Annotated in this window: 23 protein-coding genes, 1 rRNA gene, 1 pseudogene and 1 riboswitch; of the genes and pseudogenes, 13 read left to right on the plus strand and 12 right to left on the minus strand. The window is 71.8% G+C overall.

What is annotated here, in order from left to right; all coding sequences use genetic code 11:
- The first annotated feature begins 31 nt into the window (after nucleotides 1-31).
- Entirely contained in the window at nucleotides 32-1,108 is a 1,077-nt protein-coding gene (locus tag ACFVXG_RS06285; RefSeq protein ID WP_387924817.1) for an aldose epimerase family protein, read from the plus strand.
- Here the strand turns inward: ACFVXG_RS06285 and ACFVXG_RS06290 are convergent.
- Nucleotides 1,105-1,617, minus strand: coding sequence for a GNAT family N-acetyltransferase (locus tag ACFVXG_RS06290; protein ID WP_387924819.1), 513 nt, complete (start codon nucleotides 1,615-1,617; stop codon nucleotides 1,105-1,107). The two genes, ACFVXG_RS06285 and ACFVXG_RS06290, sit on opposite strands and share 4 nt — an antisense overlap.
- 310 nt (nucleotides 1,618-1,927) lie before the next feature.
- Between ACFVXG_RS06290 and ACFVXG_RS06295 the strand changes: the two genes are divergently transcribed.
- The 5 genes from ACFVXG_RS06295 to ACFVXG_RS06315 all read left to right on the plus strand — a co-directional run bounded on the left by ACFVXG_RS06295 (nucleotide 1,928) and on the right by ACFVXG_RS06315 (nucleotide 8,120).
- Nucleotides 1,928-3,208 carry an extracellular solute-binding protein gene (locus ACFVXG_RS06295; RefSeq protein ID WP_387924821.1) on the plus strand — a complete coding sequence of 427 codons (1,281 nt, stop codon included), beginning with the start codon at nucleotides 1,928-1,930 and terminating at the stop codon, nucleotides 3,206-3,208.
- A gap of 111 nt (nucleotides 3,209-3,319) precedes the next feature.
- On the plus strand, nucleotides 3,320-4,321 hold the full coding sequence (locus tag ACFVXG_RS06300; protein ID WP_387924823.1) for a carbohydrate ABC transporter permease: 1,002 nt from the start codon (nucleotides 3,320-3,322) through the stop codon (nucleotides 4,319-4,321).
- Between the two features lie 77 nt (nucleotides 4,322-4,398).
- Nucleotides 4,399-5,304, plus strand: a complete 906-nt coding sequence (locus tag ACFVXG_RS06305; protein WP_387924825.1) for a sugar ABC transporter permease — start codon at nucleotides 4,399-4,401, stop codon at nucleotides 5,302-5,304.
- A gap of 73 nt (nucleotides 5,305-5,377) precedes the next feature.
- Nucleotides 5,378-7,075, plus strand: coding sequence for a glycoside hydrolase family 13 protein (locus ACFVXG_RS06310; protein WP_387924827.1), 1,698 nt, complete (start codon nucleotides 5,378-5,380; stop codon nucleotides 7,073-7,075).
- 25 nt (nucleotides 7,076-7,100) lie between these two features.
- Nucleotides 7,101-8,120 (plus strand): LacI family DNA-binding transcriptional regulator, encoded by a 1,020-nt coding sequence (locus tag ACFVXG_RS06315; RefSeq protein ID WP_387924829.1) that lies wholly within the window; start codon nucleotides 7,101-7,103, stop codon nucleotides 8,118-8,120.
- Between the two features lie 130 nt (nucleotides 8,121-8,250).
- Here the strand turns inward: ACFVXG_RS06315 and ACFVXG_RS06320 are convergent, their stop codons facing one another.
- The 3 genes from ACFVXG_RS06320 to ACFVXG_RS06330 all read right to left on the minus strand — a co-directional run bounded on the left by ACFVXG_RS06320 (nucleotide 8,251) and on the right by ACFVXG_RS06330 (nucleotide 11,521).
- Nucleotides 8,251-8,451 (minus strand): hypothetical protein, encoded by a 201-nt coding sequence (locus ACFVXG_RS06320; protein ID WP_387924831.1) that lies wholly within the window; start codon nucleotides 8,449-8,451, stop codon nucleotides 8,251-8,253.
- A 206-nt stretch (nucleotides 8,452-8,657) separates the two neighbouring features.
- The gene (locus ACFVXG_RS06325; RefSeq protein WP_387924833.1) at nucleotides 8,658-9,920 is read right to left on the minus strand and encodes a transglycosylase family protein; all 1,263 of its coding nucleotides are present in this window, start codon (nucleotides 9,918-9,920) and stop codon (nucleotides 8,658-8,660) included.
- 7 nt (nucleotides 9,921-9,927) lie between these two features.
- A riboswitch (cyclic di-AMP (ydaO/yuaA leader) is annotated at nucleotides 9,928-10,098 on the minus strand.
- Between the two features lie 478 nt (nucleotides 10,099-10,576).
- Nucleotides 10,577-11,521, minus strand: a complete 945-nt coding sequence (locus tag ACFVXG_RS06330) for a hypothetical protein (protein WP_387924835.1) — start codon at nucleotides 11,519-11,521, stop codon at nucleotides 10,577-10,579.
- A gap of 558 nt (nucleotides 11,522-12,079) precedes the next feature.
- Between ACFVXG_RS06330 and ACFVXG_RS06335 the strand changes: the two genes are divergently transcribed.
- Nucleotides 12,080-12,343 (plus strand): DUF397 domain-containing protein, encoded by a 264-nt coding sequence (locus ACFVXG_RS06335; RefSeq protein WP_350505984.1) that lies wholly within the window; start codon nucleotides 12,080-12,082, stop codon nucleotides 12,341-12,343.
- Nucleotides 12,344-12,774: 431 nt separating this feature from the next.
- On the opposite strand, the pseudogene ACFVXG_RS06340 reads toward ACFVXG_RS06335, so the two are convergent.
- Nucleotides 12,775-13,245: pseudogene (locus ACFVXG_RS06340) on the minus strand (ATP-binding protein); the annotation flags it as partial.
- Between the two features lie 418 nt (nucleotides 13,246-13,663).
- On the opposite strand from ACFVXG_RS06340, the gene ACFVXG_RS06345 reads away from it, so the two are divergent.
- Complete coding sequence (locus ACFVXG_RS06345) at nucleotides 13,664-14,530, plus strand: helix-turn-helix transcriptional regulator (protein ID WP_350505985.1); 867 nt, start codon at nucleotides 13,664-13,666, stop codon at nucleotides 14,528-14,530.
- A gap of 84 nt (nucleotides 14,531-14,614) precedes the next feature.
- On the opposite strand, the gene ACFVXG_RS06350 is transcribed toward ACFVXG_RS06345, so the two are convergent.
- Both ACFVXG_RS06350 and ACFVXG_RS06355 read right to left on the minus strand, forming a co-directional pair.
- Entirely contained in the window at nucleotides 14,615-15,220 is a 606-nt protein-coding gene (locus ACFVXG_RS06350) for a TetR/AcrR family transcriptional regulator (RefSeq protein WP_387924837.1), read from the minus strand.
- A gap of 229 nt (nucleotides 15,221-15,449) precedes the next feature.
- The gene (locus ACFVXG_RS06355; RefSeq protein WP_387924839.1) at nucleotides 15,450-16,964 is read right to left on the minus strand and encodes an MFS transporter; all 1,515 of its coding nucleotides are present in this window, start codon (nucleotides 16,962-16,964) and stop codon (nucleotides 15,450-15,452) included.
- Nucleotides 16,965-17,051: 87 nt separating this feature from the next.
- Here ACFVXG_RS06355 and ACFVXG_RS06360 point away from each other — a divergent pair, with 87 nt between their 5' ends.
- Nucleotides 17,052-17,501 (plus strand): MarR family winged helix-turn-helix transcriptional regulator, encoded by a 450-nt coding sequence (locus ACFVXG_RS06360; RefSeq protein ID WP_387924841.1) that lies wholly within the window; start codon nucleotides 17,052-17,054, stop codon nucleotides 17,499-17,501.
- 53 nt (nucleotides 17,502-17,554) lie between these two features.
- Here the strand turns inward: ACFVXG_RS06360 and ACFVXG_RS06365 are convergent, their stop codons facing one another.
- The 5 genes from ACFVXG_RS06365 to ACFVXG_RS06385 form a co-directional block, all read right to left on the minus strand.
- A complete protein-coding gene (locus ACFVXG_RS06365; RefSeq protein WP_387924843.1) occupies nucleotides 17,555-18,502 on the minus strand; it encodes a M56 family metallopeptidase in 948 nt (315 codons plus the stop codon).
- A gap of 166 nt (nucleotides 18,503-18,668) precedes the next feature.
- On the minus strand, nucleotides 18,669-19,235 hold the full coding sequence (locus tag ACFVXG_RS06370; protein WP_387924845.1) for a DUF5134 domain-containing protein: 567 nt from the start codon (nucleotides 19,233-19,235) through the stop codon (nucleotides 18,669-18,671).
- A 172-nt stretch (nucleotides 19,236-19,407) separates the two neighbouring features.
- A complete protein-coding gene (locus tag ACFVXG_RS06375; protein ID WP_387924847.1) occupies nucleotides 19,408-20,166 on the minus strand; it encodes an amino acid ABC transporter ATP-binding protein in 759 nt (252 codons plus the stop codon).
- A complete protein-coding gene (locus tag ACFVXG_RS06380; protein WP_387924902.1) occupies nucleotides 20,163-21,059 on the minus strand; it encodes an amino acid ABC transporter permease in 897 nt (298 codons plus the stop codon). The genes ACFVXG_RS06375 and ACFVXG_RS06380 overlap by 4 nt, the downstream gene beginning before the upstream one ends.
- Nucleotides 21,060-21,094: 35 nt before the next feature.
- Nucleotides 21,095-21,985: an ABC transporter substrate-binding protein gene (locus ACFVXG_RS06385; RefSeq protein ID WP_387924848.1), complete on the minus strand. Its 891-nt coding sequence runs from the start codon at nucleotides 21,983-21,985 to the stop codon at nucleotides 21,095-21,097.
- A 556-nt stretch (nucleotides 21,986-22,541) separates the two neighbouring features.
- Between ACFVXG_RS06385 and ACFVXG_RS06390 the strand changes: the two genes are divergently transcribed.
- From ACFVXG_RS06390 to ACFVXG_RS06405, 4 genes are all read left to right on the plus strand, one after another.
- Nucleotides 22,542-23,942: a DUF6421 family protein gene (locus ACFVXG_RS06390; protein WP_387924850.1), complete on the plus strand. Its 1,401-nt coding sequence runs from the start codon at nucleotides 22,542-22,544 to the stop codon at nucleotides 23,940-23,942.
- A complete protein-coding gene (locus ACFVXG_RS06395; protein WP_350505995.1) occupies nucleotides 23,939-24,697 on the plus strand; it encodes an SDR family NAD(P)-dependent oxidoreductase in 759 nt (252 codons plus the stop codon). The genes ACFVXG_RS06390 and ACFVXG_RS06395 overlap by 4 nt, the downstream gene beginning before the upstream one ends.
- The gene (locus ACFVXG_RS06400) at nucleotides 24,694-25,770 is read left to right on the plus strand and encodes a threonine aldolase family protein (protein ID WP_387924903.1); all 1,077 of its coding nucleotides are present in this window, start codon (nucleotides 24,694-24,696) and stop codon (nucleotides 25,768-25,770) included. Before ACFVXG_RS06395 ends, ACFVXG_RS06400 begins: the two co-directional genes overlap by 4 nt.
- Nucleotides 25,771-26,214: 444 nt before the next feature.
- Nucleotides 26,215-26,306 (plus strand): 16S ribosomal RNA (locus ACFVXG_RS06405); the annotation flags it as partial.

A 26,306-nucleotide genomic window follows, 5' to 3' on the forward strand; every position in this document is an offset into this window, starting at 1 on the left:
CGGTACCGCCGCCGCCAGTGAGGAGCAGGCCATGGCGAGCGAGGCCACCACTGTGCGCCGCGAACCCCTCGACCCCTCGGGCGCGGGCGCGGCGATCCAGCGCTGGACGCTGAACTCCGGCCCGTACGAGGCGAGTGTGCTGAGCCTCGGCGCCACCCTGCACACCCTCAGCGCCCCGGACCGGGCCGGCCGCCCGGCCCAACTGCTGCTCTCCACCGACGAGCTGGCGCAGATCCTGGGCCCGGCGCGGCACTACGGCACGGTGGTGGGCCGGTACGCCAACCGGATCGACGGCTCCGTCGTCACCATCGACGGCGAGGACCACCCGCTCGCCCCGACCGGCGGCGGGGTCACCCTCCACGGCGGGCCGGACGGCTTCGCCCAGCGGATGTGGGCGGCGGAGCCGGTCGAGGGCGGTGTGCTGCTGCGGCTGCACAGCCCGGACGGCGACCAGGGCTTCCCGGGCGCGCTGGACGTCACGGTCGCCTACACCCTGTCGCACACCCCGGGAGCGGGCGGCGAGCTGGTGATCGACTACCGCGCCGTCACCACCAGGCCGACGGTCGTCAACCTGACCAACCACGCGTACTTCAACCTCTCGGGTGAGGGCAGCGGCGACGTCCTGGGCCACCTGCTCACCCTGGACGCCGACGAGTACACCCCGGCCGACGAGCGGCAGATCCCGTACGGGCGGACCGAGCCGGTGGCCGGCACGCCGTTCGACTTCACCGTGGCCACCCCGATCGGCAAGTCGGTGCACGACGAGCACCCGCAGCTGGCCGGTCCGGGCGGCTACGACCACAACTGGGTGCTGCGCGCCCGCCCGGCGGACGGCGGCCCGGCGCGGGCGGCGCTGCTGGAGGACCCGGTCAGCGGCCGCACCCTGGAGGTGCTGACCACCGAGCCGGGCGTCCAGGTCTACACCGCGAACAAGTTCCAGGGCGCGGTCACCGGCGCGCGCGGGGTGCCGTACGGCCCGTTCGCCGGGATCGCGCTGGAGACCCAGCACTTCCCGGACTCCCCGCACCACCCGGCGTTCCCGAGCACCGTGCTGCGGCCGGGGGAGGAGTTCCGCTCGACCACGGTGCTGCGGCTCGGGGTCAACTAGGGGACGTGCGGGTCCAGGTCCCGGCGCATGCAGAGCCGGGGCCAGCGGTCGAGGCCGTGCTCGGCCTCCTGGCGGCGGATCCGGCGCAGGCCGGGGGTGAGCTCGGCGTCGGTGAGCGGGCGGAAGCCGCAGCGGGCGTAGTAGGGGGCGTTCCAGGGGACGTCCGCGAAGGTGGTCAGGGTGAGCGCGGGGGCGTCGGTGCCCGCGGCGAGGTGCTCGATCAGGGCCCGGCCGATGCCCCGGCGGGCGTGGTCGGGGTGGACCGACACCTGTTCGACGTGCAGGGCGCCGTCCACCGGTTCGGCCAGCAGGTAGCCGGCGATCGTCCCGTCGGGGGCCTCGGCGACCAGGGCGGTGCCGTGCTCCAGGTAGCCGGCCAGCTGCTCCGGCGCCGGGGGCTCGTCCTCGGCGACCTCCGGCATCCCGATCTCCGCGAACGGGGCTCCGGCGGCCCGCTCCAGTTCGGTCAGCAGGGGCAGTTCGTCCTTCGTGACGGCTCTGATGCGCATGCGCCCAGTCTGCTGCAAGCGGCTTTCAGTCACGGACGGTGGTTCCGCCGGCCACCCCGGGGCGGGGCGAAACGGACAAAGATGAACACTGCGCCGCACTGTCCACTACCGTGCGGCCACGTCCCGGACACGCGGGTGTAACGATCGCGGTTTCTTGCAGAAACTTGCTGCAAGACCTTTCCGTCGATCTCGCGCCGCTGTTAACTTCCTTCCCGAGCCCGACGGCAGCAACGGTGCGGTCGGCACGAGGCAGCCATTATGCGCCTGTCTCGGAACATCTCGGGCACCCCCACCCTCCCAAGGAGTTCTCATGCGGCGTGGCATCGCGGCCTCTGCCCTCGTTGTGGCCCTCGCGGTCTCGATGGCTGCCTGTGGCAGCAGTGGCGGCTCCGGCTCCGACGGAAAGGCCGGCGGCCCGGTCACCCTCACTTACTGGGACACGTCGAACGCCACCAACGAGGCTCCGAACTACGAGGAACTGGCCAAGAAGTTCACGGCGGCCAACCCGGACATCAAGGTCAACTTCGTCAACGTGCCGTTCGACCAGGCGCAGAACAAGCTGCAGACCGCCATGGGGGCCAAGGGCGCGCCCGACGTCTTCCGCTCCGAGGTCGGCTGGACCGCCGCCTTCGCCAAGGCCGGCTTCCTGGAGCCGCTGGACGGCACCCCCGCCGCCGCCGACACCTCGGCCTTCCAGCCCAGCCTGATCCAGCAGGCCAAGTACGAGGGCAAGCTGTACGGCGTCCCGCTGGTCACCGACACCCTCGGCCTCCTGTACAACAAGGACCTCTTCGCCAAGGCCGGCATCACCGACGCCCCCAAGACCTGGGACGAGCTGAAGACCGACGCCGCCGCCGTCAAGGACAAGGCGGGCGTGGACGGCTTCTGGATGAAGGCCGCCGACGGCTACTACGCGATGCCGTTCCTGTTCGGCGAGGGCACCGACACCGTCGACGCCGCCGGCAAGAAGATCACCGTCACCTCGCCCGAGGCCGTCAAGGGCATCGAGACCTACAAGTCGATGTTCACCTCGCCCGGCACCGTCAAGGCGGACGTCACCACCGACGCCTACGCCCACATGATGGACGCCTTCAACAGCGGCAAGGTCGCGGCGATCATCCAGGGCCCCTGGGAGATCACCAACATCTACAAGGGCTCCGCCTTCGCCGACAAGAAGAACCTCGGCATCGCCCCCGTCCCGGGCGGCTCCAGCGGCAAGGCCGGCGCCCCCACCGGCGGCCACAACATCGCCGTCTACGCCGGCGCCGACGCGGCCCACAAGGCCGCCGCCGAGAAGTTCGCCGCCTTCATGACCTCGGCCGAGAGCCAGGCCTTCATCGCGCAGAAGAACTCCACCCTGCCGACCCGCACCGACGCCTTCACCGCCGACGTCAAGGCCGACCCGGGCATCGCCGGCTTCCAGGCCATCCTCGGCAGCGCCAAGCCGCGCCCCGAACTGCCCGAGTACAGCTCGCTGTTCGACTCGCTCGGCACCAACCTGGGCAAGGCCGTCCAGGGCACCAGCACCCAGGACGCGCTGAACACCGTGGCCACGGACTACGCCAAGCTCCTGCCGGGCTTCGCCAAGTAGTCCCCGCAGCCCGGCCCGCCGACCCCGGCGGGCCGGGCCGTCGGCTCCCCCGAGGCCGTCGGCTTCCGGAGGCCGCCGGCCTCCCCGAGAGATCCCGAGAAGGTGCAAACGATGTCAGTCGCCGTGCAGGGCGCCACCGGCAAGGGCAGCCAGGAGCGCGATCAGCGTCCCGGTCCGCTGGAACGCCTCAAGCGCTCCTACGCCAAGCACTGGTACGCCTACGCGATGATCGCCCCGGTCGTGGTGGTGCTCGGCGCGCTGGTGTTCTACCCGCTCGTCGAAGGCATCTGGCTCACCCTCACGGACGCCAACAGCCTCAACGTCGCCCGCAAGATCGGCGTCAACGAGATCCCGGCGAGCTACCAGTACATCGGCTTCCACAACTACGCCGACATCCTCTGGGGCCCCGGCTCGTACGACCGCTTCTGGTCCCACTTCGTGTGGACCATCGCCTGGACGGTCATCTGCGTCAGCCTGCACTACACCCTCGGCCTCGGCCTGGCCGTGCTGCTCAACAAGAAGCTGCGCGGGCGCGCCGCCTACCGGATGCTGCTCATCCTCCCGTGGGCCGTCCCGACCTTCGTGACCGTCTTCTCCTGGCGCCTGATGCTCTCCGACGGCGGCGTCGTCAACACCGTGCTCTCCGCGCTGCACCTGCCCGAGCCCGGCTGGCTCACCGACCCGTGGGCGCAGAAGGCGGCCGCGATCCTGGTCAACACCTGGGCCGGCGTGCCGTTCATGATGATCTCGCTGCTCGGCGGCCTCCAGTCGATCCCGGCCGAGCTGTACGAGGCCGCCGAGATGGACGGCGCCACCCGCTGGCAGCAGTTCCGCCACATCACCCTGCCCGGGCTGCGCAGCGTCTCCTCGACCGTCGTGCTGCTCGGCGTGATCTGGACGTTCAACCAGTTCAACGTCATCTTCCTGCTGTTCGGCAAGGGCGCCCCGGACGCCCAGCTGCTGGTCACCTGGGCCTACCGCCTGGGCTTCGGCCAGATCCCCCGGGACTACGCCGGGTCCGCCGCGTACGGCGTGATCCTGCTGTCCATCCTGATCGTCTTCACCGCCTTCTACCGGCGCTGGCTCGCCCGCAACGAGCAGGCCAACGGCTAAGGCGTGTCTGACACGCCCTAGGGGCCCGTCTCGCCCCAGGCCCCGGACCCAGTTGACCCACGAAGGCAGGTAACCCGATGAGCACCACCACCGAACGCCCCGCCCCCGCGGCGGCCGCGGCCCCGGCCGCCCGGCCGGCCAAGCACCGGCCGCGCGGCGAGAGCAGCCCGCTGTCCAAGGCGCTGTCCCACGGCGTCCTGATCCTCGCCAGCCTGATCGCGCTGTTCCCGATCGGCTGGATCCTCTTCGTCTCGCTCGGGCCGGACAAGAACGACTACCTCCACCCCGGCGACATCTTCGGCAAGCTCACGCTGTCGAACTACCAGCACGTGCTGGGCGACACCGACTTCTTCACCTGGTTCGGCAACTCCCTGCTGGTCGCCGGCGTCACCACCGTGTTCGGCGTGCTGCTCGCCGCGACCGCCGGGTACGCCGTCTCCCGGATGAGGTTCCCCGGGCACAAGCCGCTGATGTGGTCGCTGCTGGTCACCCAGATGTTCCCGATCGCGGTGCTGATCGTGCCGATGTACACGATGCTCTCCGCGCTCGACCTGCTGGACAGCTACGCCGGGCTGATCCTGGTCTACTCCACCACCACCGTGCCGTACTGCGCCTGGCTGATGAAGGGCTACTTCGACACCATCCCGGTGGAGATCGACGAGGCCGGCCGGGTCGACGGGCTCAGCCCGTTCGGCACCTTCTGGCGGCTGGTGCTGCCGCTCGCCCGCCCGGGCCTGGCGGTGGCCGCGTTCTACTCCTTCCTCACCTACTGGGCCGAGGTGCCGTTCGCCTCCACCTTCATGCTCAGCTCCGACAAGTACACGCTCGCCGTCGGCCTGCAGAGCTTCGTCAGCGAGCACGACGCCCAGTGGAACCTGATGGCCGCCACCGCCGTGCTGATCGCGATCCCGTCCGCGGCCTTCTTCTACCTGGTGCAGCGCCACCTGGTCACCGGCCTGACCGCCGGTGCCTCCAAGTCCTGAGGCCCACCGCCGTTCCAGCGCCGCCCGACGAACCGGCGCTGCCCGCTCCTCTAGTCCCCAAGGGATACCGTCCATGACCCAGAACCTGGCCGACACCTCCCGGCCTGCCGCCGACGCCGCTCACGAGGCGAACGTCGGCGCGTCCAGAGACTGGTGGCGGGACGCGGTCATCTACCAGGTGTACCCGCGCAGCTTCGCCGACTCCAACGGGGACGGCATGGGCGACCTGCCCGGCATCCGCAGCCGCCTGCCCTACCTGCGGGACCTCGGCGTGGACGCCGTCTGGCTCTCCCCCTTCTACGCCTCGCCGCAGGCCGACGCCGGCTACGACGTCGCCGACTACCGCGCCGTGGACCCGATGTTCGGCACCCTGCTGGACGCCGACGCGCTGATCCGCGACGCCCACGGGCTGGGGCTGCGGATCATCGTCGACCTCGTCCCCAACCACTCCTCGGACCAGCACGAGTGGTTCCAGCGCGCCCTGCGCGAGGGCCCCGGCTCCCCGCTGCGCGACCGCTACCACTTCCGTCCCGGCAAGGGCGGGAACGGCGAACTGCCGCCCAACGACTGGGAGTCCATCTTCGGCGGCCCGGCCTGGACCCGCACCGAGGACCCGGACGGCACCCCCGGCGACTGGTACCTGCACCTGTTCGCCCCCGAGCAGCCCGACTTCAACTGGGAGAACCGGGCCGTCGCCGACGAGTTCCGCTCGATCCTGCGGTTCTGGCTGGACATGGGCGTGGACGGCTTCCGGATCGACGTCGCCCACGGCCTGGTCAAGGCCCCCGGCCTGCCCGACCTCGGCGGCGGCGACCAGCTCAAGCTGCTCGGCAACGACGTCATGCCGTTCTTCGACCAGGACGGCGTGCACGAGATCTACCGCAGCTGGCGCAAGATCCTCGACGAGTACCCGGGGCAGCGGATCGGCGTCGCCGAGGCCTGGACCCCGACCGTCCAGCGCACCGCCAACTACGTCCGCCCCGACGAGCTGCACCAGGCCTTCAACTTCCAGTACCTGGGCACCGATTGGGAGGCCGCCGCGCTGCGCTCGGTGATCGACCTCTCGCTCGACTCGATGCGCCCGGTGGACGCCCCCACCACCTGGGTGCTGTCCAACCACGACGTCACCCGGCACGCCACCCGCTTCGCCAACGAGCCCGGCCTCGGCACCCAGATCCGCACCCCCGGCGACCGCGCGCTCGGCCTGCGCCGGGCCCGCGCCGCCACCCTGCTGATGCTCGCGCTGCCCGGCTCCGCGTACGTCTACCAGGGCGAGGAGCTCGGCCTGCCGGACGTCACCGACCTGCCCGACGAGGTCCGCCAGGACCCGTCCTTCTTCCGCCAGGCCGGCCAGGACGGCTACCGCGACGGCTGCCGGGTGCCGATCCCGTGGTCCGGCACCGAGGCCCCGTACGGCTTCGGACCGGTCGCGGGCGGGCCGTCCTGGCTGCCGCAGCCGGCCGAGTGGGCCGAGCTGAGCGTCGAGGCGCAGACCGGCGACCCCTCCTCCACCCTGGAGCTCTACCGCAGCGCGCTGGCCGTCCGGCGGGCGCAGTCCGACCTCGGCGCCGGCACGGAGGTCGAGTGGCTGGACGGCCCCGAGGGCACCCTGGCCTTCCGGCGCGGCGACTTCGTCTGCACGGTGAACACCACCGGCGAACCGGTGCGGATCCCCGCCCCCGGCCGACTGCTGCTCGCCTCGACCGAACTCGTGGTGGACGGCGGCGAGACCGTGCTCGCACCGGACAGCACCGGCTGGTGGGCGGTCTGACGTGGGTGCAATAGGCTCTGGGCCCGTGACTACGGCGCGACTCTCAGACATCGCGGCGCAGGCGGGGGTCAGCGAAGCCACCGTCTCCCGCGTACTCAACGGCAAGGCGAACGTCTCCGCCGCGACCCGGCAGACCGTGCTGGCCGCGCTCGACGTGCTCGGCTACGAGCGGCCGACCCGGCTGCGCCAGCGCAGTGCGGGCCTGATCGGGCTGATCACACCGGAGTTGAGCAACCCGATCTTCCCCGCCCTGGCGCAGGTGATCGAGCAGGTGCTCAGCCGGCACGGGTACACCCCGGTGCTGTGCACCCAGACGCCCGGCGGGTCCACCGAGGACGAACTGGTCGAGATGCTGGTCGACCGGGGCGTGGCGGGCATCGTCTTCGTCTCCGGGCTGCACGCCGACTCCACGGCGGACCACGACCGCTACGCCCGGCTGTCCGGGCGCGGGGTGCCGTTCGTGCTGATCAACGGCTACAGCGAGAAGATCGACGCGCCGTTCATCTCGCCGGACGACCGGTCCGCGATGTGGATGGCCGTCCAGCACCTGGCCGAGCTCGGGCACGAGCGGATCGGCCTGGCGGTCGGGCAGCGGCGGTACGTGCCGGTGCTGCGCAAGATCGAGGGCTTCACCGCGGCGATGCGGGAGGTGCTCGGGCGCAGCCGGGAGGAGGCCGAGGAGCTCGTCCACCACACGCTGTTCAGCGTGGAGGGCGGGCACGCGGCGGCCGGCGCGCTGCTCGACAAGGGCTGCACGGCGATCGTCTGCGGCAGCGACATGATGGCGCTCGGGGCGATCCGGGCGGTGCGCCAGCGCGGGCTGTCGGTGCCGCACGACGTGTCGGTGGTCGGCTTCGACGACTCGCCGCTGATCGCCTTCACCGAGCCGCCGTTGACCACGATCCGCCAGCCGGTCGAGGCGATGGCGACGGCGGCGGTGGACGCGCTGCTGGAGGAGGTCGGCGGGAACTCCGCCCAGCGCGGGGAGTTCATGTTCCAGCCGGAGCTGGTGATGCGGGGCTCCACCGGGGCCTGCGCGCGCTGAGGCCGGGCGGACCGGGCCAACTGACGGGCCCCGGAGGGCGGTTGCTCTCCGGGGCCCGTCGGCGTGTGGTGGCCCTTCGGCTCCCGCGGCCGGCTCGGCCTTCTCGGGCGGTCGCGCGGCCGGCGGGCGGTCAGCCCTCCTGGGCGGCCGGGCGGTCGGTGGAGACCCGGTGGCCGTCGGCCGCTTCGCCGGTCCGGGTCTCGGTGCGGCGGCCGCGGGCCAGGTAGTCGCGCACGACCAGTTCGACGGCGTCCTGCGGGTTCTTGGTGCCGGAGAGCAGCATCGCGTCGATCGCGAGGTTCGCGTCGAGGGTGATGGTGACCTGGGCCATGGTGACTCCTCCTCGGGTGCAGAGCAGCAGCATGCCCCGCGGGCCGGAGTTTGACCATGCGGAATCCGGGCGTTCGGCTTCCGGCGGCGGCGCGTCGCGCGGGTGCGTCGCGTGGGTACTTCCCGCGGGTACGCCGGAGCCCCGGGAGGAGCGAGCGAGCTCTTCCCGGGGCTTCGGCGTCAGCTGTTCGCGGTTACTCAGATACGTCAGACCCGGCCGGCGAAGTCCGGGGCCCAGTTGGCGACGGTCTGCAGGCGGACGCCCACGCTCGGGTTGGCGGCCTCGACGTACTGGCCGTTGCCGACGTAGATGCCGACGTGGTAGACGCCGGAGTCCTGGCCGTTGTTCGACCAGAACAGCAGGTCGCCCGGCTGCAGGCTGTCCAGCGACACGTGGGTGCTGGCGGCGGCCTGGTCGGCGGCGACGCGCGGGATGTTGATGCCCGCGGCGCGCAGCGCGGCCTGGGTCAGGCCGGAGCAGTCCCAACCGCCGTTGCCGGTGCCGCCGTAGACGTACGCCTGGCCGACCTTCGACTCGGCGAAGGAGACCGCGGCGGCCATGCTGCCGGAGGCGGCCGGGGCCGCGGCCGGGGTCTGCGCCTGGGCGGCCGGCTTCGACGCGGGCTTCTGGGCGGCCGGCTTGGCGTTCACGGCACCGCCGTTCGAGGCCTGACCGGCCTTCTGCGAGCGGTTGAACCAGGTGAAGTCCGAGCCGGACTTGGTGGCGGACTGGTCGGCCTGGGCCGAGGCGTCGTCACCGAAGGTCAGCTGCTCGCCCGGGTAGATGGTGTCCGGGCCCTCGGTGAGGGTGCTGCGGTTGAGCTCGTACAGCCGCTGCCAGCCGCCCTGGACGTTGTGCTTGTCGGCGATCGAGGACAGCCAGTCGCCGTCGACCACGGTGTAGCCGGCGGCCTGGGCCTGGGCCTGCTGCTTCTTGGCCCAGGTGCTGTTGGCGGAGTCGCCGGAGGCCTGCGCCTGGTCCTGCGCGGGCGCGGCCGGCTTGGCGGGCTTCGCGGCCGGGGTGCCGGTCTGGGCGGGCTTGGCGGCGGGCTTGGCGGCCGCGGAGCCGGCCGAGGTGTCGACGGAGGCGGCGGCGCCGCCCTTGGTCAGCCCGGCCTGGACGGAGCAGACCGGCCAGGCGCCGGGGCCCTGCGAGGCGAGGACCTTCTCGGCGACGGCGATCTGCTGGTCCTTGGTGGCCTGGTTGGCCTGCGGGGCGTAGGCGTTGCCGCCGAAGGCCGCCCAGGTGCTGGAGGTGAACTGGAGGCCGCCGTAGAAGCCGTTGCCGGTGTTGATGCTCCAGTCGCCGCTGCTCTCGCACTGGGCGACCTTGTCCCAGGTGGAGACGGGGGCGGCGTTCGCGGTGCCGGTGGTCAGGCAGGGGATGGTGAGGCCGACGCCCGCGACGCCGAGGGCGGCGATCACGCGACGGGTGCGGCTGGACAGGCGGTTGCCGTTGGAAGGCAGCATGAAGACGCGGTCCTCTCCCACGCCTGCGAGGTGAGCTGTCGGATTCGGGCTGGAGTTGCCCGGCCGCGCTGTGGGCGCGGCTTCACCCCTAGCCCTGGACCGTTTCGGAAATCGGTCCGGGGCGGCTTACCTGTGGTTCCCCCGCTCCTGCCGTGATGCGTTTTCGCGCTTGCCAGGACATCCGACGGCAGGACTCGGCGTCGCGGATGAACTGGGTCCGTGTGGTCACGAACGGGGAGCACGTTAAGCAGACTTAAGTTCAAACTGCAAATACCTGTGATGCACATCACGGTTTAGTGAGAAACTCCAAATGGCGCGAAATTCATGATCGGAAATGATCGTTTTCCAGCAATATCGCGGCGGATTCTTGCAACTGGCTCCGCCTCAGAAACGAGATGACGGAGCGTTGGAGTGCAACAGGGGTGCGCCGGTGAGCCGGGGGGAGCGGCAGTGAATCGAGCGCCGGGCAATGCGCCGGCCCTTCATCGACAAATGTGCCGGAAACGGACATTGCATGGCATTGCCCGCTTAGCTCCCTTTAGTTCTGCAGTGGGGCGAATCAGAACACGTCGAAAGGGCCCGGAACGAAGTCGTTCCGGGCCCTTGGGTGGTGCGGGTCCGCCGGCGGTGGCCGGCGGGGGTACGACCGGCCTGTGTCAGCCCTCCACGGGCCCTTCGGCGGCCGCGTGGGCGCGGCGGGAGCCCTCCCCGGCCCCGCCGGTGGCGGCGGCCTCCGCCTCGGCCTCGGCGAGCTCCTCCGCCGTCGGCGTCGGCAGCGCGGCCAGGTAGGTGGAGGCGATCAGCTGGCCGACGGTCGGGTAGGCGCCGAGCGGCGCCGCCGACGGGCAGCCGGTCTCCTCGGCGGCCGTGGCGAGCAGTTCGGAGTCCGCCTCAGGGCCGATGACGAGCGGGGCCAGTGCCGGGCGCTCGGAGCCGGTCTCCTTGAGGTGGTTGACGGCCGCGGCGACCGAGCCGGGCACGTCGAGCGCGGCGGCGACGACCGGGACGGCCAGCCGGGCGGCCAGCAGTACGCCGGTGATCCCGGCCGCGGCGGCCGCGTCCTCGCCGCCGACGGTGGTCAGGACCACGCCGTCCGCGGCGGTCGCGATGGCGAACAGCCGGGCCCGGTCGGCCCGGGCCAGCCCGGCCTCGGACAGCCGGACGTGGACGGCCTCGGCGAGCAGCGGGTGCGGGCCCAGGGCGTCGGTGACGGTCGCGCCGTACTCGGCGGCGAGGGCGTGAAGTCCGGTCAGGAAGTCGTGCGGGCCCGGGACCAGCGGCACCACGACGGGCGTCGGCAGTCCGGCCTCGGCGGCCGTCGCCAGCAGCTCCGCGACGGTGCGCTCCTCCGAGGCCTCGGTGCCGGCGGTCGGGAGGTAGCCGACCGCGGCCTGGACGCCGGTGTGCTCGCTGCGGACGATCGACAGCAGCTCCTCGACGACCGAACGGGACTCGGGCCCCGCGGACGCCGGAACGGCGAGCACCAGGGCCGGCGAGCCGGTGCGGATCTCGGGGCGCTCGGGGCGGCGGTGGCGCCCCCGCGCACGGGAGCCTGGAGTGCGGACGGGCAGTGGCGCGCCCGGGATGGCTGCGGTGCTCATGCCGGAGATCGTAGGACATCTGCCCGTCAGGCCTGCAGTCGGCTGCCGTACGGGTTTCGGGCGGCCGTGGTGCGGAGGCCGTGTCCCCGTCGTGCCGGTCCGGGCCGATTGCCTACAATCCGGACATTCTTCGCCCAAGCCCCGGACGAACCCGCGCAGTTGCCCAGACGTGTCCCGAGGGGCGGGCCGTTGCATGAGAAGTGCGTGAGATGTCTCACAGGCCGAGGACGGTCTGACGGAGCGTCACAGTGGTGCGACTCCCGGCATTCGAAGATCAACATTCAGCGGGGGGCCGCTCACGGCCGGTTATGGACGGGCCGTCGATTCAGTCGGCTATGTCCGTTTACGTACCGTCAGGAGAAGGGTCCGTGAAGAGTTCGCGGCGGCGGGTAAAAGGCCTTATGCACCTGCAATGTCCCGTGCTGATGCACGTGCACTGCGGCTATCATCGCGTCAAGTGAGGCGTTGTGCCGGGCCGGTACGGGGCCGGTCCGTTCGTTCGGCGGGTGCCGGGGCGCCGCGCTGGACGACAACTCCGGAGCTCTTCGGGAGACTTCTATGCACGACTCGCAGGACACGCACGGCTCCAACCACACCTACAACGGGATGGCCGCCGCCGAGCTCACGGGGGTGGTCTGGCAGAAGAGCCGGCACAGCAACTCCCAGGGCAACTGCGTCGAGTTCGCGGCCCTGCCGGGCGGCGACGTCGCGATGCGCAACTCGCGCTTCCCGGACGGCCCGGCGCTCATCTACACCCGGGCCGAGATCGCCGCCCTGCTGCTGGGGGCCAAGGACGGGGAGTTCGACCACCTGGCGGTCTGACCGGCCGCAGCTTCACCATCGGGGGGCCGTCGTGGGTGCTGACACCACGACGGCCTTTGTCTTTCGTGCGGTCCGGCGGCCCGTCACGCTCGTGACCGGTCCCACGGCGGACCGTCCGGCGGGGCCTGCCGGGGTGCCGGGGCCGCTGGCCGGTCGGGTGCGGGCCGGTGGGGCACGGGTCGGGCGGGCGCGGAGATCCGGCCGGCCCTCCGGAGCCGGGGCGGGCTGAAGGGCCCGGGGTGTGGTCCTCCCGGGTCGTCCCTCGGCCGGCCGTGCGCCGTGCGGCGCTAGGCCGAGCGCCGGTGTCGTCCACCGATTTCGACCCGACCGTCCAGGGCGTGACCGTCGAGCCCGCTGCTGTTGAGCCCACTGGCGTTGAGCCCGCTGGCGTCCAGCCGACCGCCGTCGAGTCCGTTTCCGTGGCCGGGCTCCGCCTCGAACATGGCCCAGACCACCTTGCCGCTGCCCAGCGGGTGCCAGCCCCAGGAGCGGCTGAACGACTCCACCAGGTGCAGTCCGCGGCCGGATTCGGCGACGAAGTCCGCCTCCCGGGCCACCGGGCCGATGCTGCTCGGGTCGCTCACCGCGCAGACCACCTGGGGTGCGCGGTGCACCAGGCTTATTCGGATCGGCAGCCGCCCCTCCGGGGTCGGCTGTGTGGGAAAGTCGTACTCGCCCAGGGCGCCGCCCGACGGGTCGGGCCGTGCGCCGATCGCATGCCGGAGCGCGTTGGTCACGAGTTCCGAGGCCACCAGTGCGACGTCGTCGAACAGCTCCATCAGGCCCCAGCGCTGGAGAGCGGTCCGGGCGAAGTCGCGCGCGGTTCTCACGGCTTCGAAGCGAGGAGCGAGCGTACAGGTGACCACATGGGGGTCAACCGCCAAAGCCGTACCGGTGCTCATGAAGAGCTCCTCCCATAAGGGGGCGGACACGGCTGGACCCGCCGGGGTCATGCCGGTCACCTCCGACTCGCTCGGCCGCTCGGCCGCCCCCTCGACCAGGCGCGCGCGCACTCGAACGCCCGATGGCGCGGGGGACGCCGTCGGGCCGGTGCACGGAGTCGCGCGTGGGGTCGACGCGGAGCCCGCGGGATTGCCAGGGATGTGCAGGTGCACGTGCACCATGGTGGTGTGCGCTCACTGCAGATGCAAGAGTCGATTCACGTGCAGTCGCACTATTGGCATATGCAAGCGCCGGATGCACGTGCATCCTGGTGTGCGGAGTGCGGAACTGATAGGAACATCCGTCAGTATCGGCACCGTGAGCGCTCAACTGATGGCAGACTGTGCGCTGTTTGCCCTAGGTGGAGGTTTCGACCGCATGACCACAGTTCAGCCGGGCGGCGGCTCGATGGTCCGCCGGATCCTCCTCGGCTCGCAGCTGCGACGCCTTCGCGAGGCACGCGGCATCACCCGAGAGGACGCGGGCTACGCGATCCGCGCGTCCGAGTCCAAGATCAGTCGCATGGAGCTCGGCCGGGTCAGCTTCAAGGAGCGTGACGTCGCCGACCTGCTGAGTCTCTACGGCGTCGACGACGGCCTGGAGCGGGAGGCCCTGCTCGGCCTCGTCCGCGAGGCCAACAAGTCCGGTTGGTGGCACAGCTTCAACGACGTGCTGCCGGGCTGGTTCCAGACCTACGTCGGCCTGGAGGAGGCCGCCCAGCTGATCCGCACCTACGAGGTGCAGTTCATCCCCGGACTGCTGCAGTCCGAGGAGTACGCACGGGCGGTTTTCGGCCAGAGTCGACCGGTCATCAGCGAGGAGGAGGTCGAGCGGCGGGTCAGCCTGCGGCTGCGCCGCCAGAAGCTGCTGACCGAGGGCACCAGCCCGCGCCTGTGGGCGGTCATCGACGAGGCGGCGCTGCGCCGGCCGGTCGGCGGGCCCAAGGTGATGCGCGGTCAGGTGCAGTACCTGATCGACGTCGCCGAACAGGCCAACGTGGTGATCCAGGTCATGCCGTTCCGCTTCGGCGCGCACGCGGGCGAGTCCGGTGCGTTCACGATCCTGCGCTTCCCGGAGCAGGACCTCGCGGACGTGGTCTACCTGGAGCAGCTCACCAGTGCGCTGTACCTGGACAAGCGGGACGACGTCGACGCGTACATCCAGGTCATGGAGCGGCTCTGCGTGGACAGCCTCACGCCGGAGCGCACCATAGACCTGCTGTCCTCGATCCTGAAGGAGCGCTGACCAACTCCCGGGCGGGGAGCGGGGGATCTCCCCGGTCCCCGTGTTCCGGGGAGCGCTCGAGAGACCGTTCGGCCGCAGGCCCCGTCAACCGCGGGCCCGCGGCCGTTCGCGTTCCGGCGGCAGCGGCTGCGGCGGGCGGCCCAGTTCCCAGGCCAGGTCGTAGCGGCGGAACAGGTCGGCCCGGATCGGCGCCAGCGGGATCTCCGCCCCCGGCAGCAGCACCCCGATGCAGCCGCCCATCAGCGCGCTGCGCAGCACCGCGTGTTCGGCGACCGGGTCCGTCGCGCCCCAGTCGACGAGCAGGCCCTGGAGGATCGCGCCGAGCTGCTGCTGCTCGGGTTCCTGGACGAAGGCGCCGGTGTCCGGGTCGAGGATCAGCGCCAGGTGCGAGCGCATCACCCGGGGGTGGTCCATGGCCAGGCCGAGGACGGCGTCGATCGCGCGGGCCAGCCGGCACTCCGGGGTGGCGTCCGGCGGCAGCTCGGCCAGGGCGCCGGACAGCGCCTGGTGCATCAGCCGGTGCGTGGCGGCCTGCATCAGCAGCCGTTTGCCGTCGAAGTAGTAGGAGAGCAGGCCGCGGGCGAGGCCGGCCCGCTCGGCGATGTCGGTCAGCGTGGTGCCGGCGTAACCGCGCTGGTCAACCAGTTCGACGGTGGCCCGCATGATGCGTCGGCGGGAGCGTTGCCGCATCTCCTCGTTGACCGAATCCCCGCGAGGTGCCATCGTGTCTGCTCCGAACGTTCGTTGACTCCGGGCCAATATACTTGCGGAGCCGGCAGCCGCGCCGTGGAACCGTGCCCTGGCGGGCGCCGTCCGGGCCAGCCGGTACAAAAGACGGCCGGCTCCACCAACACGGGGGTTTGGTGGAGCCGGCGCCAGTGCCCGACGGCCGGGGTCGGCCGGGGCGGGGGCCAGTGGGTCAGCGCTCGCTCAGGACTTCGGTCCGGGCGACGGACGGCCCGGCAGACGGATAATCATAATCCGGCACCGATACGGGAGTTGCCGTCCGGCGCCGGTCCACCAGGGCGCCGATCGCGGCCACGGCCAGTCCGACCACGGCGACCGCGGTGACCAGGACCAGCGCCGGCCGGTAGCCGTCCATTTGGGCCTGCGGGCTGTCGCCGCCCGCGCTCCCGGCCGTGATCATCGCGGTCGCCCCGGCCAGCACCACCGCGGTGCCGACCTGGATCGCGGTGTTCACCAGGCCCGAGGCCAGCCCCTGCTCCTCGTCGGCCACCCCGTCGGTGGCGGCGATGTTCACGGAGGGGAAGGCCAGCGCGAAGCCCACACCGAGCAGCAGCATCGAGGGCAGCACCAGGACCGGGTACGAGCTGTGCTCGTCCAGTCGCAGGAACAGGGCGAAGGCTGCGGCCAGGGCCAGCAGGCCGATCGGCAGCAGCCGGCCGGTGCCGAAGCGGTCCACGATCGGGCCCATGAACGGGGCCGAGAGCGCGATGAACGCGCCGGCCGGCAGCAGGCCCAGGGCCATCTGCAGGGCCGACCAGCCGAGCAGGTGCTGGAGGTAGAGCGTGACGACGAACTGGAAGCCGCCGTACGCGCCGGTCATCGCGAAGGCGACGATGTTGGCCCGGGCCACCGAGCCGTTGCGGAAGATGCCGAGCCGGACCAGCGGATGGGCGGCGCGGCTCTCGACCAGCAGGAAGGCGGCGGCCAGCGCGGCGACCACGAGCAGCGAGCCGAGGGTGCGCAGGCTCAGCCAGCCGGCGCCCTGGGCCTCGGTCACGGTGAACACCAGCAGCAGCACGGTCGTGGTGCCGGTGATCGCGCCCAGCACGTCGTACCCGCCCTTGGCGGGCTCCTCGGTCGGGCGGGGGAGCAGACGGACGGCGAACACCAGGGCGAGCAGCGCGACCGGGACGGGCATCAGGAAGGTCCAGCGCCAGCCGACCGAGGTGAGCAGTCCGCTCAGCACCAGGCCGAGCGAGAAGCCGCTGGCGCCGCAGGTGGTGTAGATCGACAGCGCCCGGTTGCGGGCGGGGCCCTCGGCGAAGGTCGTGGTGATGATCGACAGTCCGGCGGGGGCGGTGAAGGCGGCGCTGACGCCCTTGAGGAAGCGGGCCGCGATCAGCAGGCCGCCGTCGTCGACCAGCCCGCCGACCAGCGAGGCGGCGGCGAAGGCGCCGAGGGCGACCAGGAAGACCCGGCGGCGCCCGAGCAGGTCGGCGGCGCGGCCGCCGAGCAGCAGCAGGCCGCCGTAGCCGAGCACGTAGCCGGAGACCACCCACTGCAGGGTGGAGGTCGAGAGGTGCAGTTCGGAGCCGATCGAGGGGAGGGCGACGCCCACCATCGAGACGTCCAGGGCGTCCAGGAACATGGCGGCGCAGAGCACGATCAGGGTGCCCCAGAGGCGGGGTGTCCAGTTCAGCCCGCTGGTTGACGGAGCGTCGGGAGACGTGGCGGTCGCGGTGGTCATGGGGAGGACAGTACATGCACATGCATCCAATGCAAATGAATAAGATGTGAACGCATAAATTTACGATGCACGTGCTAATCTGGCGGCGTGGCTGAACCCGACCCCCACGAAGCCTCGGCGGAGGCCGGTCTCATCGCGGAATGGCGCGAGCTGCTGGCCCGCCACGCCGCTGCCGTCTGCGCGCTCGACCGCGAGCTCGGCGAGAAGTACGGGCTGGGCATGAGCGAGTTCGAGGTGCTGGAACGCCTGGTGGAGGGCTGCGAGGCCGAGGGCCGGGCGGCCCTGCGGTCGAGCGAGCTGGCGCCCACCGTCCATCTGAGTCAGAGCGCGCTCTCCCGGCTGATCGCCCGCCTGGAGAAGGGCGGGCTGGTGACCCGGGAGATGTGCCCGAGCGACCGGCGGGGCATCATGATCGCCCTCACCCCGGCCGGGCGGGAGCGCTACGATCAGGCCCGGCCGCTCCACCGTGAGGTGCTCGGACTGACGCTCGGCGGCCGGTTCGCCCCGCTCTGCGGAGAGTCCTCCGCTTCTGTCTGACGCCTAGTCAACTTCCGTGCTCGGTACGGCGGGTAGCTCACGGACGGGTGCGGTCAGAGCAGCGAGTGGAGCCCCGGGGCGACGGCCAGCAGGACGGCCGCGGCGGGTGCGGCCAGGGCGACGGCGGTCAGCCGCAGCCGGTGCGGCACGGAGAGCCGGGGGCGGCCCGCGAGCAGCCGGTCCACCCGCTTCGGGGACTGCGCCAGGCCGGGCGGGCAGGAGCCGAACACCCCGCGGTCCAGGTTGAGTTCGGCCAGCGCGAGGGCGGTGGTGTGCCGACCGTGCCGCCGGGCCGCCCGGTCGTCGGCGGCCAGCTCGACCAGCTCCGCGACCTGGTCCCGGAAGGCGCGGAACACCCCGATGCCGGGGAAGCCGGAGGCGAGCGCCTGGGCGAACTGCTGCAGCCAGTGGTGCCGGGCCCGGACGTGACCGCGCTCGTGGCTCAGCACGGCCGCCAACTCCCGGTCGGTGAGCTGTTGGAGGGCGCCGGTGGTGACCACCAGGCGGGAGTCCGGGCCGGGCAGCGACCAGGCCTCGGGGCGGACGTTCTCCAGCACCACCAGCCGTTCCCGGCGGCTCCGGGCGGCCTCGATGGCCTCGGGCAACTCGGGTGCCCGGGTCGCCAGTTGGGCGTGCCTGCGGTCGCGCAGGGCCTTGGCCGTCCGGACCTCGCGGGTGAGCGCCAGCACCGTCTGCAGCGCACCCGCGGCCAACACCGCGGCGCACAGCCGGCCCCAGCCCTCGGCGTCCTGCAGGCCGTACGCGGCCTCCACGCCGTGCGGGGCGCCGGCGAACACCCAGGCGCGCAGTGCGGGCTCGGCGGCGGAGGCGGCGAGGACCAGGCCCAGGGCGCAGCACAGCAGGACGGCCACCACGACGCACTGCCACACCAGCAGCGCCAGCACCGGTTCGCGCTCCACCCAGCGGGCCCGGGCCAGCAGCCGGGGCACGACGGTGGCGAGCAGCAGGCCGAGCAGCAGCAGGCCGATCAGGGCAGTCATCGCATGGGCTCCCCGAGTACGCACGGAACGCGACAACGCGCTCCCCGCCAACCTATGCGCTGCCAACGCCCGGTGGAACGGCTTTCGACGGGCCAGTGACCAACGCCACGCGCGGGTCCGGTACGGGCGGCGGGGGCGGCTGGGGGGTCGGCCGCGGCCGGGCGCGTCACATGGTCAGGAGCATCGCGAACATGCCGATCCCCATGGCCAGCCGGCAGGCCCGCGGCAGGCCGGTGGTGCCGAGGGCGAGGGTGCCGGCCGGGGTGCGCAGCAGCCGGGCGCCGGTCCAGAGCGCGTAGCCCCCGAAGTAGAGCAGCAGCGCGCCGGTCAACAGGGGCGCGCCGAGGGCGGCGGCGTGGTGGTGCCCGGCCGGGGAGGCGGTCATCGCGAGGGCCAGGTACGTCATGGCGAGCGCGCCGACCGCGTGGTGCAGCCGGTGCGCCCGGCCGCTGGGGGTGTGCAGGGCGGCCAGCAGGAAGACGGCCGCCGGGAGGCCGAACAGGCAGGCCCACACGGCCGCCGGGACGGTGGCCCCGGTGACGGCCATCGCCGCCATGCCGAGCCCCATCAGCGCCTCGGCGGCGTCGGACTCCCGGGCCAGCGCCGGGTGGGGGCGGTGCGGCCCGGGGGCCGCGGGGGCACAGGGGGACTGCCGCAGGCGGGTCAGGCAGTAGGCGCCGGCGGTGGCGGTGAGGAGGGCGAGGAGCCAGTTGACCAGGGTGGGACCGTGCAACGGCGGCCTCCCGGGGCGCGGACGATCGTCCCGTCCACGATCACCGCTCCGCCCCCGGCGCGGCCAGGGCGCGTACGGGGGCGCACTGTGGTGACCGCCGTTGTGCGTTCCACCCCGGGAGACCCGCGCCCCCGCCGAGCGCCCGCCGGGCGCCCGCCGGGCCGGCGGTTCCTCAGCCCTGGAGCCGCCCCGAGGCGACGATCCGGCTCAGGAACTGCCGGGTCCGCTCCTCCTGCGGATCGCCGAACACCTGCTCCGGCGGCCCCTGTTCGAGCACCACCCCGCCGTCCAGGAAGCAGACCTGGTCGGCGACCTCGCGGGCGAACCCCATCTCATGGGTGGAGAGGACCATCGTCATCCCCTGCTCCTTGAGGTCCCGCACCACCGACAGCACCTCGCCGACCAGCACCGGGTCGAGCGCCGCGGTGATCTCGTCGAGCAGCAGCAGCCGGGGTCCGGCCGCCAGCGCCCGCACGATGGCGACCCGCTGCTGCTGTCCGCCGGAGAGCCGGTCCGGGTACTCCCCGGCCTTGGCGGCCAGCCCGAGCCGGTCCAGCAGGGCCAGCGCCTTCGCCTCCGCCTCCGCCCGTCCGACCCGGTGCACCCGGCGCGGGGCGAGCGTGATGTTCTCCAGCACCGTCATGTGCGGGAACAGGTTGTACGACTGGAACACCACCCCGATCCGGCGCCGCACGGCGTCCTGGTCCGCCCGCGGGTCGGTGATCTCCTCGTCGTCCAGGAAGATCGCGCCGTCGTCGATCCCCTCCAGCAGGTTGACGCACCGCATCAGGGTGGACTTCCCGGAGCCGGACGCCCCGATCAGCGCCGTCACCGAGTGCTCGGGCACGGCGAGGTCCACGTCGCGCAGCACCACCTGGCCGCCGAAGCTCTTGCGCACCGACTCCAGCCGGAGCACCTGCGTCCCGCTCACACCGCACCTCCCTGCAGCTGCCGACGGTTCATCCGCCCGGTCAGCCAGTCGGCGACCCGGGTCAGCGGAACGGTCAGCACGATGAACACCAGCCCCGCCACCAGGTACGGCGTGAAGTTGAAGGAGTGCGCCGCGAGGATCTTCGCCGCGTACACCGCGTCGATCGCGCCGCCGATCGAGACCAGCCCGGTGTCCTTCTGCAGGCTGACCAGGTTGTTGATCAGTGGCGGGACCACCCGGCGCACCGCCTGCGGCAGCACCACGTACCGCATGGCCTGCGCATTGGTCAGCCCCAGCGAGCGCGCGGCAGCCCGCTGGCTCGGGTGCACCGACTCGATGCCGGAGCGGAACACCTCCGACACGTACGCCGAGTACGTCAGCACCAGCGCGGCCCCGCCCAGCAGCAGTGGATCGGTGGTCACCCCGGTGAGCCGCAGCGCCGGCACCCCGGTGATCATCACCAGCAGGCAGATGATCATCGGCAGCCCGAGGAAGAAGTCCACGTACGCGGTGGCCAGCAGCCGCACCGGCAGGAAGACCGGCCCGCGCAGCGTCCGCAGCACCGCGAGCAGCAGCCCGAACACCAGGATCAGCACGCCGCAGCCGAGCATCAGCTCCAGGTTGAGCCGCAGCCCGCGCAGCACGTCGGGCAGCGCCTGGCGGGCGTAGTCCAGGTTGAAGAAGGTCCGCCGGGTCACCTCCCAGCCGGGGGAGTTGACGACCAGTAGGTAGAGCACGACGGCCGTCGCCGTGGTCGAGGCGGTGGCGACCAGCGCCGAGCGGCGGGCCCGGGCCCGCCGGTACGCCTCGTGCGCCAGCCGCCGCTCGGACGGGCGGTACCCGTCGTCCCCGGCCGGGGAAGCCGCACCGGCCGGGCCCGCCGGGCCGTTCACCGTGTCGACCGGCCCGGCCGGGCCCCCCTCCGCGCTCACTTCAGCACCGGCGCCGAGACGGCGTCGGACAGCCACTGCTTCTCCAGCTTGGCCAGCGTCCCGTCCGCGCGCAGCGCGTCCACCGCCTGCGACACGCACGGCGTCAGCTTGGAGCCCTTGTCCAGCACCAGGCCGAACTGCTCGCCCTGGGAGGCCGATTCGAACTGCCCCACCACCTGGGCCTCCGGCACCTCGGCACCGGTGATGTAGAAGGCCGTCGGCAGGTCCACCACCAGCGCCTCGACCTGACCGTTCTTCAACGCGGCCTTCGCCAGGTCGTTGGAGTCGAACACGGCCGGCTGGCTGCTCGGCTTGATGGTGCCGGTGATGGTGTCCAGGCTCGTGGTGCCGATCTGGGCGCCCAGCTTGGCGCCCTTGAGGTCGGCGATGCTCTTCGCGCCCGCGGCCTTGGAGCCCTTGAGCGCGATGACCGCCTGGCGCACGTCGTAGTAGCCGGAGGAGAAGTCCACCGCCTGCTTGCGCTCGTCGCTGATGGACACCTGGTTGATGTCGAAGTCGAAGTCTTTGGCGCCCGGCGCCGTCGCCTTGCCGAACGGCGCGACCACCCAGCCGACCTTGTCCTGGGGGTAGCCCAGCTTCCCGGCCACCGCGTACGCCACGGCCGACTCGAAGCCCTTGCCGTTCTCCGGCTTGTCCTCGGAGAACCACGGGTCGTAGGCCGGCTTGTCGGTGCCTATGGTCAGCTTTCCGGCGGTCCGCGTCGCCAGCGCCCCGGGCGCGCAGCTCGCCGGCGACCCGGCGGTGGCCGAGGTGCCGGTGGCGGCCCCGTCGGACTTGGCGTCCTGCGGGGCGCACCCGGAGAGCGCGGCGGCGACGACGGCCAGCGCGGCGAAGGGCAGGACGGCGGACGGCTTGCGGAGGCTCATGGCAGGGCTCCAGGGGGCGAGGGACCGGGCGGGACGGGGGAGGGGCGGGATCGGGCGCGGCGCTGGGGGAGCCGAGCCGGGCGGGCCGCTTCCCGGCGGGTCACTTCCCCCCGGTGGCGGCGCCGGAACACACACGGCATGGTCGGCGTACGGGCCCGCGTCCGCGGCGCCCCGAGCCGGTCAGCGGCGGCGGGCCGGCCGCGGCCGGGGCGACCGCTGCGGCCGGATCAGCGACAGCGGCGACAGCGGCCCTGCGGGCGACAGCGGCGGCGACAACAGGCCTGCTGACGGGAGGGCGCCCGGAACGGGCCGTCGTGGCGCTCGGCCACCGTGATCACCTCCGCGAGCATGCGGGGAGATTCGCATCAGAACGGCGCACCTGTCCAGAACATCCAGGAAACCGTCCACATGCCGGACAACAGGGCCTGCCGACGGAGCTTTTGGCGCCGGGACGGCACCGCACGGAAGTTTTGCCGGTCGGACCCCCCTTGAACGGGAGAACCTCTCGTACTTATGGTGTCCTCGTTGAAATAACTCCTGTCGAAGTGAGTCCACGATGCAGAATCTTTCGCCAAGGCTCGCTGCGGCGGCCGACGCCCCGGTCTCGACCCTCGCCGCCCAGCCGGCGTGGCTGCGCCTGAAGGAGGCCGTCGAGACCCTGCGCCCGCTGCAGTCCAAGGACGGCTCCATCGACCTGTCCGCGGTCCAGCGCCACACCGTCGACCCGCTGGTCGCCACCGTCCGGTCGGCCATCGAGGAGCTCGCCCCGCACTTCCCGCACGACGCCGCCTACCTGGCCGCCGTCGACGCGGACCTCGCCAAGTGGGCCGACACCGGCTACCGGGAGCCCGACTTCCTGGACTCGCTGCTCGCCTTCCAGCCCGCCGACCAGCGCGAGGACGGCCTGGAGCACCTGGTCGTCTTCCCGATGTACACCCAGAACGGCAACCCGGACCGCAACCTGGAAGCCGTCCTGCTGCGCGTGGTGTGGCCCGAGTGGCTGGACGAGCTGGAGCGCACCCGCTTCGACAACCCGATGTTCGTGCCGATCACCTTCACGGACTTCACGGCCGGCTACGACACCAACTCCGCCGTCCTCTTCCCCGAGACGGTCGCCGTGCGCAAGGCGCCGGATCGTTTCACCTGGGGCGGCATCTTCTGCGACCGCGAGGCCGCCCGCTTCCGCGCCGTCACCACCAGCGCCGTCCAGCAGCTCGGCCTCGAGATCCCGGCCGACGCCGAGGGCCTGCTCGAGGACCAGCAGCGCGCGCAGGAGACCTTCGTGCTGTGGGACCTCGTCCACGACCGCACCCACAGCCACGGCGACCTGCCGTTCGACCCCTTCATGATCAAGCAGCGCAGCCCGTTCTGGATGTACGGCCTGGAGGAGCTCCGCTGCGACCTCACCACCTTCAAGGAGGCGGTGCAGCTGGAGACCGAGGGCAACCCGCACGCCCGCGACGTCCAGTACGCGATCCTCTTCGACCGGCTGTTCCGCTTCCCGGTCAGCGGCGACCGCGTCCGCAACTACGACGGCATGGGCGGCCAGCTGCTCTTCGCGTACCTGCACAAGCACGACGCGCTGCGCTGGCGCGACAACCGCCTCACCATCGACTGGGAGCGCGCCCCGCAGGTCACCAACGCCCTCTGCGCCGACATCGAGACCCTCTACCGCGACGGCATCGACCGGCCCAAGCCGGCCCACTGGATCGCCGCCTACGAGCTGGTCTCCCGCTACCTCACCCCGCACCCGGCCTCCACCTGGGCCAAGGGCCCGGAGGCCCTCCCGCTCGACATCACCGACGGCAAGGCCCTGAACAAGGCGCTGTGCGACGCCGTGCTCCCGGACGAGTTCCCGCTGAGCATGTTCTACGAGGCCCTGTCCAAGAAGCTCCGCGGCGTCATTGCCGCCACCGCCGGCATCACCGGCACCGGTATCCAGGGAGTCGCCGCGTGACCACCAACCCCACCACCAAGCTGGCCGGCAAGGTCATCGCCGTCGCCGGAGCCAGCGGCCCGGCGGGCCAGGCCGTGCTGCGCCGCCTCGCCGCCGAGGGCGCCACCGTGATCGGCGCCGACATCGACCCCCGGCGCCTCGAGTCCGCCCTGGACGCCACCCGGGTCGCGGTGCGCGGAGCGAAGGTGAGCGGCCAGGTGATCGACCTGCTCGACCCGCAGGAGGTCCACGACTGGGCCGACCACCTGGAGGCCGAGCACGGCCACGTCGACGGCCTGTTCCACCTGGTCGGCGGCTGGCGCGGCAGCAAGACCTTCTTCGACAGCCGCCTGGACGACTGGGACTTCCTGCACGACACCGTCGTGCGCACCCTCCAGCACACCTCGCTGGCCTTCCAGCCCGCGCTGGTCCGCAGCCCGGCCGGCCGCTACGCCATGGTCTCCGCCGCGGCCGCCCACAAGCCCACCGCGGGCGGCGCCGCCTACGCGGCCGCCAAGGCCGCCACCGAGGCCTGGACCCTCGCCATGGCCGACTCCTTCAAGAAGGAGACCACCTCCCCGGACGGCGAGCCCACCGCCGCGGCTGCGATCCTGGTCATCAAGGCGCTGGTCAGCCCCGAGATGCGGGCCGAGAAGCCGGAGGCCAAGTTCGCGGGCTTCACCGACACCGCCGACCTCGCCGGACACCTGGCGGACCTCTGGGACCGCCCCGCAGCAGAACTGAACGGACAGCACCTGTGGCTGACAGCCCGATGACCGACCTCACCCGTACGGACGCGGTACGGCGGCACGACCCCGCCGTCCGCGGCTTCGCCAGCGACAACTACGCCGGCGTGCACCCCGAGGTCCTCGCCGCGATCGCCCTCGCCAACGGGGGCCACCAGGTCGCCTACGGCGAGGACGACTACACCGCGCACCTCCAGGACGTCTTCCGTCGCCACTTCGGCGACAAGGCCGAGGCCTACCCCGTCTTCAACGGCACCGGCGCCAACGTGGTCGCCCTCCAGTCGCTGCTGCCGCGCTGGGGCGCCGTGGTCTGCGCCGACACCGCCCACATCCACGTGGACGAGGGCGGCGCCCCGGAGAAGATGGGCGGCATCAAGCTGCACACCGTCTCCACCCCGGACGGCAAGCTCACCCCCGAGCTGCTCGACCAGCAGGCCTGGGGCTTCGGCGACGAGCACCGCGCGCAGCCGCTCGCGGTCTCCATCACCCAGAGCACCGAGCTCGGCACCCTCTACACGGTCGACGAGATCCGCGCGATCACCGAGCACGCCCACCAGCTCGGCATGCTCGTCCACATGGACGGCTCCCGCCTGGCGAACGCCGCCGCGGCGCTCGGCCGCCCGATGCGGGAGTTCACCACCGACGCGGGCGTGGACGTCCTGTCCTACGGCGGTACGAAGAACGGCCTGCTGCTCGGCGAGGTCGTGGTGGTGCTCAACCCGGAGCGGGTGCGCAACATCAAGTACCTGCGCAAGACCTCGATGCAGCTCGCTTCGAAGATGCGCTTCGTCTCCGTTCAGTTCGAGGCACTGCTTTCGGGCGACCTCTACCTGCGCAACGCCGGCCACGCCAATGCGATGGCCAGCCGGCTGGAGGCGGCGGTCCGGAAGATCGACGGCATCGAGGTCGTGCGCCCGGCCCAGGCCAACGCGGTGTTCGCGATCCTCCCGCGCGAGGTCAGCGAGCGGCTGCAGAAGCGTTACCGCTTCTACTTCTGGAACGAGCACACCGGCGAGGTGCGCTGGATGTGCTCCTTCGACACCACGGAGGCCGACATCGACGCCTTCGCGGCGGCGATAGCCGAGGAGATGGGCCGCGCCTGACGGCGTACCTGACAGTGGATCGCCTCCGCCCGGAGCCCCGGGCGGAGGCGATTTGCATGTGGTGGGCCGGTCCCCGTACAGTTCCGGAGTCGCCGCGGGAGACCGGGGCGACAAAGCGGAAAGCGAATCCGATGAATGAAACTCCGGAAAACGGAGCGGAAAACATCTGATAAGCTTGAAACACGAAAGAACGAAGCGCCCGGAGGGCCCGCTGGAAGGCGGTCCGAAGGAAGCGTCCGTTCCTTGAGAACTCAACAGCGTGCCAAAAGTCAACGCCAGATATGTTGACATCCCCGGCCTCGATCGTCTGATCGGGGTTGGAGATTCCTTTTGAAACAAACACTAGCGAGGACGCAGTGCGCGGGATCACCCTATTCCGGTGGTTGCCGTGCCGCTCAACGCGGGTGTGGACCGGCTCTGCTTGATTGTGGGGCCGAGTATACATTCACGGAGAGTTTGATCCTGGCTCAGGACGAACGCTGGCGGCGTGCTTAACACATGCAAGTCGAACGGTGAAGCCCTTCGGGGTGGATCAG

The organism is Kitasatospora sp. NPDC058162 (genome assembly GCF_042884005.1).
Taxonomy (GTDB): domain Bacteria; phylum Actinomycetota; class Actinomycetes; order Streptomycetales; family Streptomycetaceae; genus Kitasatospora.